General features: G+C 50.5%; 14 protein-coding genes. 13 read left to right on the top strand and 1 reads right to left on the bottom strand.

Going from position 1 to position 15343, the window contains the following annotated elements; translation table 11 throughout:
- Nucleotides 1-33 precede the first annotated feature (33 nt).
- From MUB35_RS15565 to MUB35_RS15505, 13 genes are all read left to right on the top strand, one after another.
- Nucleotides 34-369 (top strand): STAS domain-containing protein, encoded by a 336-nt coding sequence (locus tag MUB35_RS15565; RefSeq protein ID WP_033139228.1) that lies wholly within the window; start codon nucleotides 34-36, stop codon nucleotides 367-369.
- A 14-nt stretch (nucleotides 370-383) separates the two neighbouring features.
- Entirely contained in the window at nucleotides 384-827 is a 444-nt protein-coding gene (spoIIAB, locus tag MUB35_RS15560) for an anti-sigma F factor (RefSeq protein WP_033139229.1), read from the top strand.
- 11 nt (nucleotides 828-838) lie between these two features.
- Nucleotides 839-1552, top strand: a complete 714-nt coding sequence (locus MUB35_RS15555) for a SigF/SigG family RNA polymerase sporulation sigma factor (protein WP_033139230.1) — start codon at nucleotides 839-841, stop codon at nucleotides 1550-1552.
- A 126-nt stretch (nucleotides 1553-1678) separates the two neighbouring features.
- Entirely contained in the window at nucleotides 1679-2293 is a 615-nt protein-coding gene (locus MUB35_RS15550; protein ID WP_033139261.1) for a stage V sporulation protein AA, read from the top strand.
- A 1-nt stretch (nucleotide 2294) separates the two neighbouring features.
- Entirely contained in the window at nucleotides 2295-2711 is a 417-nt protein-coding gene (locus MUB35_RS15545) for a stage V sporulation protein AB (protein ID WP_033139231.1), read from the top strand.
- 167 nt (nucleotides 2712-2878) lie between these two features.
- Nucleotides 2879-3784, top strand: a complete 906-nt coding sequence (locus tag MUB35_RS15540) for a helix-turn-helix transcriptional regulator (protein WP_148392865.1) — start codon at nucleotides 2879-2881, stop codon at nucleotides 3782-3784.
- Nucleotides 3785-3840: 56 nt separating this feature from the next.
- Nucleotides 3841-4110, top strand: a complete 270-nt coding sequence (locus MUB35_RS15535) for a zinc ribbon domain-containing protein (protein ID WP_244806456.1) — start codon at nucleotides 3841-3843, stop codon at nucleotides 4108-4110.
- Between the two features lie 86 nt (nucleotides 4111-4196).
- Entirely contained in the window at nucleotides 4197-5021 is an 825-nt protein-coding gene (locus MUB35_RS15530) for a DNA-formamidopyrimidine glycosylase family protein (protein WP_103731952.1), read from the top strand.
- A gap of 157 nt (nucleotides 5022-5178) precedes the next feature.
- Nucleotides 5179-6462 carry a glycoside hydrolase family 125 protein gene (locus tag MUB35_RS15525; protein ID WP_227245457.1) on the top strand — a complete coding sequence of 428 codons (1284 nt, stop codon included), beginning with the start codon at nucleotides 5179-5181 and terminating at the stop codon, nucleotides 6460-6462.
- Nucleotides 6463-6621: 159 nt separating this feature from the next.
- Nucleotides 6622-9744: an alpha-mannosidase gene (locus MUB35_RS15520; RefSeq protein WP_033139236.1), complete on the top strand. Its 3123-nt coding sequence runs from the start codon at nucleotides 6622-6624 to the stop codon at nucleotides 9742-9744.
- A 96-nt stretch (nucleotides 9745-9840) separates the two neighbouring features.
- On the top strand, nucleotides 9841-10509 hold the full coding sequence (locus MUB35_RS15515; protein WP_244806455.1) for a DUF624 domain-containing protein: 669 nt from the start codon (nucleotides 9841-9843) through the stop codon (nucleotides 10507-10509).
- Between the two features lie 240 nt (nucleotides 10510-10749).
- A complete protein-coding gene (locus tag MUB35_RS15510) occupies nucleotides 10750-12483 on the top strand; it encodes a sensor histidine kinase (RefSeq protein ID WP_148392868.1) in 1734 nt (577 codons plus the stop codon).
- Nucleotides 12455-14005: a response regulator transcription factor gene (locus MUB35_RS15505; RefSeq protein WP_033139238.1), complete on the top strand. Its 1551-nt coding sequence runs from the start codon at nucleotides 12455-12457 to the stop codon at nucleotides 14003-14005. Before MUB35_RS15510 ends, MUB35_RS15505 begins: the two co-directional genes overlap by 29 nt.
- Here MUB35_RS15505 and MUB35_RS15500 read toward each other — a convergent pair.
- Nucleotides 14002-15264 carry an MFS transporter gene (locus MUB35_RS15500; RefSeq protein WP_244806454.1) on the bottom strand — a complete coding sequence of 421 codons (1263 nt, stop codon included), beginning with the start codon at nucleotides 15262-15264 and terminating at the stop codon, nucleotides 14002-14004. The genes MUB35_RS15505 and MUB35_RS15500 overlap by 4 nt on opposite strands.
- Between the last annotated feature and the right edge of the window lie 79 nt (nucleotides 15265-15343).

The following is a 15343-nucleotide window of genomic DNA, read 5'->3' as shown; positions in this document are numbered from 1 at the left end:
TGGGATGCATTGGAATAGTAAGGGGAAATGAGTATGGAAGATGTGTTAAAAAAGAGGGGCAACTGCCTGATGGTATATGTACCACAGGAGCTGGACCATCATTTTGCCAGCCAGATCACCGATGAAGTGGACAGGGAGCTGAAGAAGGGGAATGTCCGTCAGCTTGTCTTTGATTTTTCCGGCACTACATTTATGGACAGTTCCGGAATCGGTATGCTTATGGGAAGATACCGCCTTCTGCATTACAGCGGAGGCAGGGTCTCGGCAATCCATGTAAATGACAGGGTAAACCGGATCATGCGCCTGTCAGGAATCTACAAATATATTGAAATCAGCCAGGAAGCTGTCTGGCACCAGAAAAGAAGGTAAGGGGGAAGGTAGATATGGAGAATACCAATGAAATGACATTGGAGATGGACAGCCGTTCCTGCAACGAAGGGCTGGCACGGATCACGGTGGCAGCATTTGCCACCCAGTTAAATCCCACACTTGAGGAGGTGGCGGATATTAAGACTGCTGTCTCCGAGGCGATCACAAACTGTATTGTACATGCTTACGAGAAGGAGACAGAGAAGATCAGAATAGACTGTACCATCTGCGGCAGAGAGCTGACCGTGGCGGTAACAGACCACGGGCGGGGGATTGAGAATGTGGAGAAAGCCATGGAACCCATGTTCACCACAAAGCCGGAACAGGACCGCTCAGGTATGGGTTTTGCCTTTATGGAGGCTTTCATGGATATGCTGGAAGTGGAATCTGAGCCGGGAAAGGGCACTGTCGTCCGGATGAAGAAAAAAATCGGAACCGGAAGTCAGGTATTTGAGTAAAAGGAGGCTGTATGGAGGATATCCTTGCCCTTATCGGGCGTGCGCACCAGGGAGATAAGGAAGCAAGAGATACGTTGGTAGAGAAAAATATTGGTCTGGTACACAGCATTGTCAGGCGCTTTTTAAACCGCGGCGTGGAGGCAGAGGATCTGTTCCAGATAGGGAGCATTGGCCTGTTGAAAGCCATTGACAAATTCGATACTTCCTATGATGTGAAATTCTCCACCTATGCGGTCCCCATGATCACAGGGGAGATCAAACGCTTTTTAAGGGATGACGGCATGATGAAGGTGAGTCGTTCCTTAAAGGAGATATGCTGCAGAGCCTACACAGCCAGAGAGGAACTGATGATGGAGAACGGGAAAGAGCCGGAGATGGATGAGATTGCGGAGCGTATTGCAGTGACCAGAGAGGAACTGGTGCTGGCAATGGAGTCCGGGGCACAAATCGAGTCCCTGCAGAAGACCATATACCAGGGCGACGGCACGGATATTTCTCTAGAAGACAAGATTGAGGAGCAGCGCAATGACCAGGAACATCTGTTAAACCGTATGATGCTGGAGCAGATGCTGGGAACGCTGGACCCTGAGGAGAGAAAACTGATCTACATGCGTTTCTTCCAGGAGAAGACCCAGACCCAGATTGCGGGAGAGCTGGGAATATCCCAGGTACAGGTGTCCAGGCTGGAGAAAAAAATATTGAGCCGCCTGCGGGAAAAGCTTTGATTTATGGCACGGCAAGTGTGCTGTTTTAAGAATAGTTTGCACAGGAAAATGTCATACTATCCCTGTAATCGTAATTGCAGTCAGGAGGATTTCGTCCGGCTGTCTATGTTCAAAGGAGATATTTACATGAGTGATGTTTTATATGTGCAGACAGAGAAAAATGTGGAGGTACATCAGCCGGAGGTCTACCTGCAGGATGTGGCAAAGCTTTCCTCCAGCAGTACCAGTGTACTGAACAGGAACCGGGTGAGAAAGGTATTCACCGTTCCGGACGGTAAGCCGGGGCGCTATGTGGTATCTGCCCTGGAGCTGGTGGAGGCGATCCAGGATAAGGAACAGAGTGTGGATGTGACGCATATCGGTGAGGCGAATTTTGTCATTACCTATGAGACGCAGAAGCATGGGCATGTGCTGTGGAGCTGGATGAAGACGGCTCTGGTGTGCTTTCTTACATTTTTCGGAGGGGCTTTTTCCATTATGACGTTTAATATGGATGTGGATACATCCGGACTGTTTTTTCAGCTTTACAAGCAGCTCACAGGCAATATTTCCACGGGGCACACCATTTTGGAATTTACCTATTCCCTGGGAATCGGCCTTGGCGTTATATTTTTCTTCAATCATTTCGGACATGGAAAGATCACGCAGGACCCTACTCCTATGGAAGTACAGATGCGTGTCTATGAGGATGATGTAGATAAGACTCTGATCGAGAAGAAGAACAGGAAGGAGAAGAGTTAAGATGTGGGTGAATGAAGTGATCGCTGCCATTGTAGGCTTAAGCGGCGGTATGGTTGTAGCCACCGCGCTGGCTGCTTTTATCATCGGGCTGGGTATCATTCCCCGGTATGCGGGTGTTACCCATACGGGCCATAATCTGCTCCTCTATGAGGACGCTCTGATCCTGGGGACCTTTCTGGGAAATATTTTATACCTGTATCAGTTCCATGTGCCTTTCGGACACTGGGGACTGGCTGTCATCGGCATATTCTTCGGCATGTTCCTGGGAAGCTGGATCATTGCTTTGGGTGAAGTGGTGAATGTATTCGCTATTATGGCAAGGCGGATCGGCCTTACAAAGGGTGTGGGGCTTGTGGTGCTGTCCATTGCCATCGGTAAGACACTGGGAAGCCTGATCCAGTTTTTCCTTATGACGTGACAAGTGCTCCTTGTGGGCAGAATCAGGGCTGTGTTATACTGTTAACATGAAAACAGACAGCCTTTGGGCAGGTTACACAGCCCGGGGATATTTTCTTCCCGGGCAGGCTGTATTCCTTTTGCGGGAAGAGGCAGCAGGACGGCTGTAGTGACAGACGGGATGGGAAGATGAAGAACAGCAGATTATTTGAGATATTATACATACTGATGGAGCACCGCGGGATCACTGCCGGGGAATTGTCTGCAAGGCTTGAAGTATCGGTACGCACCATATACCGGGACCTGGACACGCTCTCCGCAGCGGGAATACCGGTTTATACAGAGAGAGGGCACGGCGGGGGAATCCGGCTGATGGAGCATTTCCAGCTTGACAGGACGCTGCTGGGTGAGGAGGAGCAGGAGCACATTATGACGGCTCTTCAAAGTCTGGATGCTGTGGGAGCGGCGGACTCGGGAAGTCTGCTCTCCCAGCTTGCCGGACTGTTCGGAAGACAGACGGTGGACTGGCTGGAGGTGGATTTTGAGACATGGGGCGCGGGAAAGCTGGAGAAGAAGTATTTTGAACTCTGTAAATATGCAATTCTGCACCGCCGCCTTCTGACCTTCCGGTATTATAATTCCTCCGGTATTAAGAGCAGAAGAACGGTGGAGCCGCTGCGCCTATGCTTTAAGGGCGGCCACTGGTATCTGTCCGGTTACTGCAGGAATAAGCAGGCATTCCGCCTGTTCCGCCTGAACCGGATCCGGGAGCTGGAGATGGAGGAGGAACAGTTCCAGGCAAGACAGGCGCCCGGGGAAAAGGATGCGGGCGGGGACATGTCAGAGGATATGACAGCAGTCAGACTCAGGTTTACGGAGGCAGCGGGCTATCAGGTGCTGGACTTTTTCGCTGAGGAGGATATTGTCCGCCAAAAGGACGGTGGCTTTGAGGTGAAGACTGCTTTTTCACCTGGCAGGTGGCTGACCGGCTTTATTTTATCCTTCGGCGCGGATGCCAGGGTCCTGGAGCCGGAATGGCTGAGAGTGCAGATCGAAAAGGAGGCGGAAAAGATTCGGGAACTTTACCGTATATGACATAAGGTGTCATATTAGATATCGTATCCTGTAAGAAAAACAGGAGGACAGATATCATGGAAGATAAAAAATTCTGCCAGAGCTGCGGAATGCCTATGGAGAAGGAAGAAGATTTCGGAACGGAAAGGGACGGCAGCAGAAATGAGGATTATTGCTGTTACTGCTATAAGGACAGCAGCTTTACCGGTGATATGACAATGGAGGATATGATTCGGTTTAACCTGAAGTTTAATGAGGAAAACGGAAATCCTTTCGGTACGCAGGAGGAAGCAGAAAAAATGATGAAATCCTGGTTCCCCACACTGAAGAGGTGGAAACAGTCTTAGAAGATGCCTGAAAGTTCATTTCGGCAAACTGTGACGCACAGCCTGCCGAATGCAGTTTGAAACACATGCCGGAGGAGGAATATGATATGCTGGAACTGCCGGAGAGCCGAACCATAGCAAAGCAGATAACAGATAACCTGAAAGGAAAGACTATTGACTATGTCACAGCAGGCCATACGCCCCATAAGTTTGCGTTCTTTCACGGAGACAAAGAAAATTATGATGAGATGCTCCAGGGGCAGTCCATTGTAAAGGCTGTGAACCGGGGCGGCATGATTGAGATTGATACGGAAGACTGTATGATCCTGCTTTTCGACGGCGCCTATCCGAAATACTGTGAAAAGAAGGCAGAGTTCCCGAAAAGGCATCAGTTTTTTGCGGCCTTTGACGACGATACGGCCCTGTCCGTGTCGGTGCAGATGTATGCGTTTATCGGAGTATATCCACTGGGAAAATGCAGTGATGAATATTATATTTCGTCTGTCAGCAAGTGTACGCCTTTGGAGGAGGGATTTACTTACGAGTATTTCCGGAGTCTGTACCCGGATACCCAAAAAAAGGTGACAGCCAAAGCATTTCTGGCAACCGAGCAGCGCATACCCGGCCTTGGAAACGGTGTGCTGCAGGACATTCTGTGGAATGCAGGCATTGACCCCAGGTTTGACATGCGGGAGGCGGAGGAAGAAGATTTTGTGAATCTCTACAAATCTGTTACCGAAACACTGAAAAAGATGTGTGATGAGGGGGGCAGAGATACAGAGCGGGATTTATTCGGAAACAAAGGCGGGTACATAACCCAGCTCTCCAAAAACTCTCTGCACCAGCCGTGCATGCGGTGCGGTGGGGAAATAAAAAGGGCGGCGTATATGGGCGGGAATGTATATTTCTGCGAGAAATGCCAGAAGAGATAGAAAAGGCTCCACGGTTAGTCCGTGGGGCCTTTTCTGCATATGCGGCCAGAAGCCCGGAGTAGAAAAGTTTACAAATTTCAAGAGATATTTCACTATACAGCCCCATCTGTTTTTGATAGGATGGACACATAAGAAAAATTACAGGAGGACTTTAAAAATGGAGAACCCGGGAATCATAGAAGAACTGATAAAGGAAGCAGAACTCAAGTGCAGGGAGGAACCGTACCTGGCAGAGGTGTTTCGCAATTGCTTTACCAACACCCTGAACACAACGGTGAGGGAGATGGAGGACGGCACCACCCATGTTATCACAGGCGACATTCCGGCTATGTGGCTGCGGGATTCCACTGCGCAGCTCCGCCCGTATCTGTTGGCTGCCGGGAAGGATGAGAAGCTGACACAGGTGATCGCAGGGCTTGTTAAGCGGCAGTTTCGCTGCATATTGACAGAGCCTTACGCCAATGCGTTTAATGAGACAGACAACGGGAACTGCTGGGAGAAGGATTTCCCGGATCAGAACCCATGGGTATGGGAAATGAAATTCGAGGTGGATTCCCTGTGTTATCCCGTCCAGCTTGCCTACCTGCTCTGGAAGAATACGGGATATACCGCGCATTTTGATGATACCTTTCTGACAGGGATAAAAACTATCATGGATGTGTTTGAATGGGAACAGTATCATGAGTCCAGGTCACAGTACCGTTTCCAGCGGAAAAATGCCATTCACACAGATACACTGTCAAGGGATGGAAAGGGCGCTCTGGTAAAAGAGGGCTGCGGTCTGATCTGGTCAGGATTCCGCCCAAGTGACGATGCATGTACCTATGGTTATCTGATACCGTCCAACATGTTTGCCTGTGTTATTTTAGGATACATGTCTGAAATCTGCCGGGAAATCCTTCATGAGGAGGCAGCAGCACAGCGGGCAGAACGCCTTCGGGAGGAGATAACAGCGGGAATCGAGACATACGGAATTGCCAGGACAGCGGAATTCGGTGAGATCTATGCCTATGAGACGGACGGCTTCGGGCAGTATAATCTCATGGATGATGCCAATGTGCCCAGCCTTTTATCCATGGAATATCTGGGCTACATACCGAGACGCCGTGACGTGGCGGAAAACACAAGGAGATTTCTGCTGAGTGAGGCCAATCCTTACTATTATAAAGGGGACAGGCTGTCCGGCATCGGAAGTCCCCATACACCATCCAGATATGTATGGCACATTGCTGCAGCCATGGAGGGGCTGACTGCGGAAAAAGAGGAGGAGAAACTTCAGGTACTCAGACGCCTTGCGGGGACAGACGGTGGAAAAGGTATGATGCACGAGGGTGTCTTTGTGGATAACCCTGAGATTTTCACAAGAGAATGGTTTTCCTGGGCCAATGCCATGTACAGTGAACTGATGCTGGACTTTCTGGGATACCGGGTAAAGCGGTAAGCGCGCACCGGAATACCGCACTAGAATTTGTACAGTTAACCTAGAAAAAGGGAAATTGTTATTTCCTGTAAAACATGTAAAATAAAAATAACGAAGCGTGCTGCTGGCTGCAGAGCTGCTTAAGGCGGTGGGAAAGGCGGCATCAAACAGGAGGGTATTATGTTTTTGACAGACAGGAAATTACAGAGACGAATGGATGAAGTGAAGAAATACAGATACCGTGGTGTGACTCCTATAGGAGAATTCCTAATGTGCGAGGATGAACAGAAGCTGGTAAATCCCAGGGTTCCCGTAAACTTTGACGGCTGGGGAAGGATTGCCGGGGGTGAGTGCTGGGCCGGCAGGGACCGCTATCTGTGGATGCACAGGGATATCCGGATCCCGGCAGAGTGGGCCGGCAGACGGGCAGTGGGTATCTTTGATTTCGGAAATACAGGTGCGGGAAACAACAGTGGTTTTGAGTCCATGTGCTATCTGGATGGGGAACCCTTCCAGGGTGTTGACGTGAACCATCAGGAGGTATTTTTCCCGGAGGAATGTTATGGAAAGGACACAAGCCTGACCTTCCGCCTCTGGTCAGGGCTGGAGGGCGGCGGTGTGCCCGCGGTGCAGGAGCATCAGATCAAAAGGGCAGATCTGGCCTGGCTGGATGAAGAGGCAGACGACTTTTACTATCTGGGAACCATGGTGCTTGAGACCATTGAGAACCTGGAGGAAAACAATCCCATCCGCTATGATCTGAGAAACGCACTGGATGAAGCGTGTCACTGCATTGACTGGGCATATCCGGGAAGTGATGAATTCTATGAATCCCTTCATCAGGCGGATCAGGTGCTGAATGAGAAGATTGACAAGATGGATAAGCATTCCTTGGTAAATGTCTACTGTGTAGGCCATACCCACATTGACATGGCATGGCTGTGGCGGCTGAAGCACACTCATGAGAAAGCATCCCGTTCCTTCTCCACAGTGCTCCGCATGATGGAAATGTTTCCGGAATACATTTTCCTGCAGACGCAGCCCCAGATTTATGAGTATATCAAAGAGGATTTCCCTGAAATCTATGAGAAGATCAAGGAGCGCGTCAGAGAGGGACGCTGGGAAGCGGACGGCGCCATGTGGGTGGAGGCAGACTGCAACCTGACAAGCGGAGAATCCCTGACACGCCAGATATTGATCGGGAGCAAATTCATCAAGGATGAGTTCGGAAAAGATGTGGAATACCTTTGGCTGCCGGATGTGTTCGGCTACTCCTGGGCACTTCCCCAGATCCTGAAAAAATCTGGCATTGATATGTTCATGACCACAAAGATAAGCTGGAACCAGTTTAACCGTATGCCTCACGACACCTTCAAATGGAAGGGCATTGACGGCAGCGAAGTGCTGACCCATTTCATTACCACACCGGAACCCTGGAATGAACCGGGCTCCTGGTTCTACACCTACAACGGCAAGCTTATGCCAAAGACTGTAAAAGGCGTGTGGGATGCCTACAGTGAGAAGGAGATGAACAAAGACCTGCTCATCGCTTATGGATTCGGAGACGGCGGCGGGGGTGTGAACCGTGACATGCTGGAACAGAGACGGAGACTGGACAGGATTCCGGGACTGCCTCATGTGAAAACATCCACAGCAGGGGAGTATTTCAGAAAACTGAAGGAGACAGTAAAGGACACAGACCAGTATGTAAATACCTGGGACGGGGAACTGTATCTGGAATACCACAGGGGAACTTACACCAGCCAGGGCTACAACAAACGCATGAACAGGAAAATGGAGCTTTTATACCGCAGAGCTGAGTGGATGACCGTTATGCAGGGCCTCATGGCAGGAAGCCTGGAAAAAGCAGAACAGGAAAGCCTCACAAAGGGCTGGAAGCTGATCCTGACCAACCAGTTCCATGACATCATACCCGGCTCCTCCATCCATGAGGTATATGAGGACTGCCATAAAGATTACGCTGCCATTGAAGAAATCGCAGTTCAGGTGGAGGAGGATTTCACGGAGAACACAGCCCTGCCGGAGGAGAACACCTGGACCGTATGGAATGCTTCTGCCTGGACGAAGGATGAGCTGATATCCATCCCCTGCACAGAGAACGGATACTTTACAGATGATAAGGGGTGTGTGCTTCCTGTACAGAAAGGGGAAAATGCCGTGTATGTAAAGGCAGAGCAGGTGCCGGCCATGGGGCATAAGGTCATCTTCTTCCATCCCCAGGCACAGGGAAAAGAGGAGCAGAACAGCTTCGTCATCCGGGGAAGGGAGATTGAGACACCTTATTATCTGGTTTCCCTGAATGATTACGGCCAGATAACACGGCTCTATGACAAGACCTTCGGCCGTGAGGTCCTGGCAGAAGGGGAGCGGGGTAATGTGTTGCAGATGTTCGAGGATAAGCCTCTTGACAACGACGCGTGGGACATTGATATTTACTACCAGCAGAAAATGAGGGAGATCACAGAGCTGACGGCCTTTGAAGTGACGGAGTGCGGTCCGCTGAAACTGACCATCCACATGGAATGGAAATATATGAGATCCTTCATTTCCCAGGATATGAGCCTGTACCGGGATTCCCGAAGGATCGACTTTCGGACAGATGTGGATTTCCATGAAAGACAGCAGTTATTAAAGGCTGCTTTCCCGGTGGATATCCGCTCCACCTATGCAACCTATGATGTACAGTACGGCAATGTGAGGCGCCCAAACCACTGGAACACAAGCTGGGATCAGGCCAGATTTGAGAGCGTTGCCCATCGTTTTGCTGACCTCTCCGAGAGAAATTACGGCGTCAGCCTTTTGAATGACTGCAAATACGGACATGACATCAAGGATAATGTGATCCGCATTTCCCTTCTGCGCTCCGGTCTGCAGCCGGACCATCTGCAGGACCAGGGTATGCACACCTTTACCTATGCCCTTCTGCCACACGGCGGGGATTTTGTGGAGGGACGTACCGTGCAGGAGGCATGTACGCTCAATGACCCCATGAAGGCGGCTGCCGGAAGGACGAAGGCAGACTTTGAGAGTTTTGTCACCTTTGACAATGAACAGGTGGAAGTGGACGCAGTGAAAAAGTCCGAGGACGGAAAGTATATTGTTCTGCGCTTCCATGAGTTTGCGGGAAGTTCCCAGAACGTGACGGTGACACCGGGATTTGGTTATTCCTGCTGGATGGAGGGGGATTTGAGGGAACGCCCGCTCACAAAGGCAAGGCCGGCAGGGGAGATGAAGCTTCATCTGCATCCCTATGAGATCAAGACGATCCTGATCGAGCTGTAAGAATAATGGTAATAATCCGGTCAGGCCAGTGCATTTATGGCGCAGACCGTACCTGAGAGCGGCTGCAGACCGGCAGCTTGGGAAGAGGAGGAGAAAATGTTTAGTGAAGTGTTCCAGATGGATAAGATATTGGGATTTTGTGAAAAGCTGTGGTATGTGATTGGAGCGAACCTTTTGTTTCTGCTCTCCAACCTTCCGGCGATCCTGTTTTTCCTCTTTGTGGGAGCCTCCCAGGTGCGCACCTGCCTGCCATTCTTCCTGCTGTGCATGGTTCCTGCGGGGCCGGCGCTCTCCGCCCTGTTTTACACCATGAACCGCCTGCTCTCCAAAACGGAGACCGGGGTATGGAGAGACTACAGGAAGGCATACAGGGATGACTGGGGACAGAAATATCTGCTGGCGGCAGGCCATATGTTCCTGATCCTGGTATTTGAGATAAATATAGAGTTTTTTGCGGTACAGATTCCGGTCTTTCCTCTTATGATCCTTTTTGTGATATTATTCGCAGCCGCCCTGGCGGTGACACCAAATCTGTACCTGCTGGCCTCCCGGTACCGGATGAAAAACCGGGATATTGTTAAGACCTCCCTGATCCTTCTTGTCACCAGGCCTGTCAGCACTCTGGGGAGCATTGTCTCCCTGGGAGTCATCCTGATGCTGTTTGAGTTGAAAGCAGGGACAGCAGTATTATTTATGGGAAGCCTGTACGGATTCCTCATAGCATTTATGAACCGGAAGGTTCTGCATTCACTGGAAGAGAGTTAACCACAGGACGTTACTGTTCACTCCGTGCCCAATAACACGCTTCACGATGCACAGATATGGAGCATTCCGCTCCATATCGCGCTGGCTGCCTCGGGATTTTCATGCCTTTGGCCTGAAAACACCTCGCGGGACAGTGGAGTGTGAACAGTAACCACAGGACTCTCTTTTTGTGCTGTCAGCATATCCTCAGCATGCACAGACAGGCGGAGATATGGTATACTTACAGGCAGGAGGGGATATATGGAAAACAAAAGCCCGGGACATTTATTTCAGAAATTATTTTTCAGTTATTCCGCAGTTCTGATACTGATCGTAGGAGTGCTGATCTTATATTCGGTTTCCTCCAGCAGAACCCGCATGCTGGAGACAAATCAGGATTATGCAGGCAAGCTGTGCGGGGAGGCGGTTCTGGAGGTGAGCCGTGTAAGCTCGGACGCGGATTATCTGCACAGAGCGATTTACCAGAACAGTTCTGAGCTGGAGGACCTGCTCAATTACTTCCGGTATGACACGGAGGAATATCTCAAACGTCATCTGGACACGTACGCGTCCTCCAACACACTGGACAACAAGGATATTTACAGTTATGTGGAAAATGCGTATTCCGCGTATCCGGATATCAAAGAGATAGAATTCATCAGCTATACCAATAACAAGACAACGGTTTTTTACTCCGAAAATGATATCCGTGTAAATCATGAAGGCAGGGAACGGAGAAAGGAGATTCTGGACGGCGGGCTTGCCATGCCCGGTTCCTACTCCTTTCAGAAAGAAATCAGGGACCCTCTCAGCATGAGGATGGAGGGGTGTATTGTCTTTACATTTGATACAGGGTCCATGAAAAAGATTCAGGAAAAGTATCCCATGGCAGAGGTGTATCTCTATCACAAGAACGGAAACCAGGTATTTCCGGGGGCGGACTCTCTGCTTCTGGAGGATTTCCAGCAAAAGGACGCAGATAAAAAACTCGGGTCCTACATACAGCTTCAAAGTGTGGAAGATTATATTGTGGCAGCCAGGCTTGACAAGCACACTGCAGCCTCCGTTCCGGCAGTCCATATTTTTGCCATACTGGGAATCGGGGCTGTCCTTGTCATTACAGGTGAGATCTTGATCAGCAGTTATCTGAAACGCCTTACAAAACGGCTTGACGGTATTCTGCAGGGCATGGACCAGGTGCAGACGGGAAACTTAAAGGTACAGCTTCCGGAACATGAGCACGGGGATGAGCTGGACATGATCGCCCACCATTTTAACCGCATGTGCCGGGAACTGGAATCCTACATCCAGAAAAGCTATCTGGCAGAGATTGAACAGCAGAATGCGGAGATGCAGGCACTGCAGAGTCAGATCAACCCTCATTTTCTGTACAATACACTGGAAGCCATCCGCATGAAGGCCATCTGCAACGGGGACCGGGAAGTGGGGAAAATGCTCTACAGCCTGGCCGTCACTTTCCGCAGTCAGCTAAAGGAGGCGGATGTGATAACTCTTATGCAGGAGCTGCACTACTGTAAGAAATATCTGGAATTGTTTGAATACCGGTACCAGGGAAAATTCCGTTCCAGTGTGGAGTGCGGACCGGAACTGTCCAACATTCCGGTTATCAAGTTTATCCTGCAGCCCATTATTGAGAATTATTTTATCCATGGAATCCGGATGGAGGAGAGCGACAATGAGATTCGGATCTATGCCAGGTGCGTGGAGGAGGACCTCTATATCCATGTAGAAGACAATGGAAGGGGAATGCCCGGAAAAGACATGGAGAGTAAGAACCGTGAACTCAGAAACAATGAGATGGATACAAGAAAATCCATTGGCGTGACGAATGTGAACCGCAGGCTGCGGGCTGCTTATGGGGATACATGCGGTGTGTTTTTAGAGGCCGGCAGGCCCCGGGGCATGCATGTGATATTGAAATTGAAGGTCAGGGAGAGGGAAACAGATGAAGAAAGTAATGCTGGTGGAGGATGAGGAGCTGATTCTCCAGGGGATAAGGAACATCATAGACTGGGAGGCGCTGGGACTTGAGGTGGTGCATATGGCCCACAATGGTAAGGAGGCACTGTCCCTCTGGGAGAAGGAGCCTGTGGATCTGGTGGTGACAGATGTGGAGATGCCCGTGATGAACGGCCTGAACCTGTTAAGGGAGATCAGGGGCAGGGATGAGAGGGTGCGGTTTGTCATTCTCACCGGATACGATGAATTTGAATATGCCAGAAAAGCCATTCCCCTTGACGTGGAGGATTACATATTAAAGCCCATTGACGAGGAACAGCTTGAGGCAGTGGCAAAAAAGGCGCTTCTGAAACTCCGGGAGATGGACCGGGACAATGCAAAGGACATGGAGGACCGTATCGGATGGCAGAAGTTTCTGGAGGGAGGAAGCAGTGAGGAGGAGCAGAAAACATTTCTCTCCCTGTTTCCAAGGGTAAAGAAGGCGGAGCTGCTGTCAGCGGCAGTTATGAAGATTGACAGCAGAAGCATGCGGAAGGGGGATATGTCGGAACTGCTTTCCATTCTGCAGGAGGAAGCGTGCAGAGTGATCCATCTGGGCACAGATACCCTGCTTTTGATAGACAGTTTTCAGACAGATTATACCTGGAACGGAGGGGAAGGGGAGACTGCCGGGAAGATACGTGGTGAGATCCACAGCCGTTTCTCCTGTCTGCAGAACCGCCTGGAAAGTGAGCTGGGGATTTTTACATTTATCAGTATCGGCCCTTCCTTTACGAATTATGAAAAGCTTCCGGATGCATACCGGGAGGCCATGCGGATGCAGAAGTACAGGATGCTGGACGGATACGGAAGCTGTGTGGATGACAACCATATCAGGAACCGGGAATCAAAGGATGTGGCCATTGATGAGACGCAGCTCCGCAAAATGATACTGCAGAAGGACAGGGACGGGGCGATCAATTACATCGAGGATCTGTTCATCAACAATATCCGCAAGGACACGGATGTGAATAACCTGTACCAGACTGCCCTGAAGATCGCCATGCTGCTGTGGGATATCAAGGGGGAATATAAGCTGGAAGAGAAGAATATGCAGGATCTGTCCGATATGGTGGAGGGGATTTACGGCGCTGAGGATATTTTCGGACTGAAGGCTATGTTCATCTCGGAGATTTCTGAGATCATCACATATCTGCACACAGAGAATTCCGCATACACGCCTGTGGTAAAGCAGATCATGGCAGAGGTGCAGAAGAATTACAGGGAGGAGCTGAGTCTGAAGACACTGGCGTATAAATACCACATGAACGCCTCGTATCTGGGCCAGATCTTCCAGAAGGAAGTGGGGTGCTCTTTCACCCAGTATCTGAGCAATATCAAGAACGGGATCGCCAAAGACCTGATACTGAATACGAACCGCAGGATCAATGATATCGCCCAGGAGGTAGGATATACGGATACCAGCTACTTTTACCGGAAGTTCAAGCAGTGCTACGGGGTGTCCCCGGCTTCCTTACGAGAGATGAAAAAATATTAGGGACCTGTAACGTTTTCGCGCAGAGATTTTACAATGCAGACTATAAGGGCAGCGGCTGTGACCAGTATCCAGCTTGTAACAGTGGCGCCCCACCCCAGATGGTCCACCATGACCCCAATGGAAAAGGTGGAAACCGCGGTGCCGAGATAGGCCACAGAGTTCAGAAAGCCGGATACTGTGGAGACCCGGCCCTGCTTTTCGTAGTTCAGGGGCAGCAGATTGACAAATAAGGTGTTGACTGCCATCATGGAGGCGGTGATGAGCGCGAACAGGATCACGGTCAGGACGATGGACAGGCTGCCTGCCAGACGGATTCCGGCCAGCGCGGCAGAGGCCAGCAGGAAAAAGGGAACGGCAGCCTTCATGGCCCGTCTGCCTGTGCGGCGGTATACATACTGTGCGGCATAGGCACCGGTGAGATTTACAATGGGCAGAACGGTGGTCACCAGCACAGAGAGAGACGGAGAGGTCAGAAAGGTTTTGCTGATAAAGGTCGGCACCCAGGTGGCTACTCCGTCTTTCAGCATTCCGTGGATCAGTACCGGAAATACTACGGCCAGCAGGCCGGAGCTGAAGAGAAGAGAGGAGAAAGGTACAGCCTTTGATGTGTCTTGCGGTTTAAAGCCCGAGACATCCGGGGCCGCGGTATCTTCCTTCCCGCAGCTCTGGCTGTAACGCTCAATACGGCCGAAACCCAGGGACCAGACAGCAGCCATGACGCCCAGGCAGAGGGCTGCCGCACCGAACACGGCTTTCCAGCCTGCCAGCCACATGACGGCCGCTGCCAGGAGATAGGCGCCCAGAGTCCCGGCCACCTGTGAGGACACAATGTGGATACAGTAGCGTACCTTCTGCATTTCCTGCAGCATTTCCGCAAAAATACGGATGATGGGAGGCCAGATCATGGACTGGGCGTATCCGTTGATGCCCCAGACCAGGGACATGAGGAAGAAGGAATCCACAAATCCCATGATGAGATTAGCGGCAGCGGCAGCGGCGAGACCGGTAAATATCATATGTCCGGGATGGAACCGGTCTCCCAACAGGCCGTTGCACATCTGCCCAATGCCGTAGGCAAAGAAATATACCATGCTGATAAACCCTGCCTGGGACCCGGCAAGCACCTGCTCCTCGATCATGGCTGTCATGGCGGAAGAAAAATTCAGCCGTCCGATATAGGAGGTAAAGTAGGCCAGCCAGCACAGGAGGAACAGATAGAATGCCATTTTACTGCTTTCAAGCTTGTGAAATCTTTTCATGAGAGATACCCCTTTTTTCTTTTTTCGTTCTTCAATATACACCAGAACGGAAAAAGGAGAAATGGATATATCACCATTT

This window comes from Blautia sp. NSJ-175 (genome assembly GCF_022867815.1).
GTDB classification, from domain to species: Bacteria; Bacillota; Clostridia; order Lachnospirales; family Lachnospiraceae; genus Blautia; species Blautia celeris.
Note: the sequence above shows the minus strand (reverse complement) of the source record. Positions and strands in the feature narration are given on the sequence as shown.

Bases quoted from the DNA above. Each gene is read 5' to 3' on its own strand.
- MUB35_RS15530 (WP_103731952.1), top strand. From the start codon at position 4,197: ATGCTGGAACTGCCGGAGAGCCGAACCATAGCAAAGCAGATAACAGAT.
- MUB35_RS15520 (WP_033139236.1), top strand. From the start codon at position 6,622: ATGTTTTTGACAGACAGGAAATTACAGAGACGAATGGATGAAGTGAAG.
- MUB35_RS15565 (WP_033139228.1), top strand. From the start codon at position 34: ATGGAAGATGTGTTAAAAAAGAGGGGCAACTGCCTGATGGTATATGTA.
- MUB35_RS15550 (WP_033139261.1), top strand. From the start codon at position 1,679: ATGAGTGATGTTTTATATGTGCAGACAGAGAAAAATGTGGAGGTACAT.
- MUB35_RS15505 (WP_033139238.1), top strand. From the start codon at position 12,455: ATGAAGAAAGTAATGCTGGTGGAGGATGAGGAGCTGATTCTCCAGGGG.
- MUB35_RS15540 (WP_148392865.1), top strand. From the start codon at position 2,879: ATGAAGAACAGCAGATTATTTGAGATATTATACATACTGATGGAGCAC.
- MUB35_RS15535 (WP_244806456.1), top strand. From the start codon at position 3,841: ATGGAAGATAAAAAATTCTGCCAGAGCTGCGGAATGCCTATGGAGAAG.
- MUB35_RS15510 (WP_148392868.1), top strand. From the start codon at position 10,750: ATGGAAAACAAAAGCCCGGGACATTTATTTCAGAAATTATTTTTCAGT.
- MUB35_RS15500 (WP_244806454.1), bottom strand. From the start codon at position 15,264: ATGAAAAGATTTCACAAGCTTGAAAGCAGTAAAATGGCATTCTATCTG.
- MUB35_RS15545 (WP_033139231.1), top strand. From the start codon at position 2,295: ATGTGGGTGAATGAAGTGATCGCTGCCATTGTAGGCTTAAGCGGCGGT.
- MUB35_RS15515 (WP_244806455.1), top strand. From the start codon at position 9,841: ATGTTTAGTGAAGTGTTCCAGATGGATAAGATATTGGGATTTTGTGAA.
- MUB35_RS15525 (WP_227245457.1), top strand. From the start codon at position 5,179: ATGGAGAACCCGGGAATCATAGAAGAACTGATAAAGGAAGCAGAACTC.
- MUB35_RS15555 (WP_033139230.1), top strand. From the start codon at position 839: ATGGAGGATATCCTTGCCCTTATCGGGCGTGCGCACCAGGGAGATAAG.
- spoIIAB (WP_033139229.1), top strand. From the start codon at position 384: ATGGAGAATACCAATGAAATGACATTGGAGATGGACAGCCGTTCCTGC.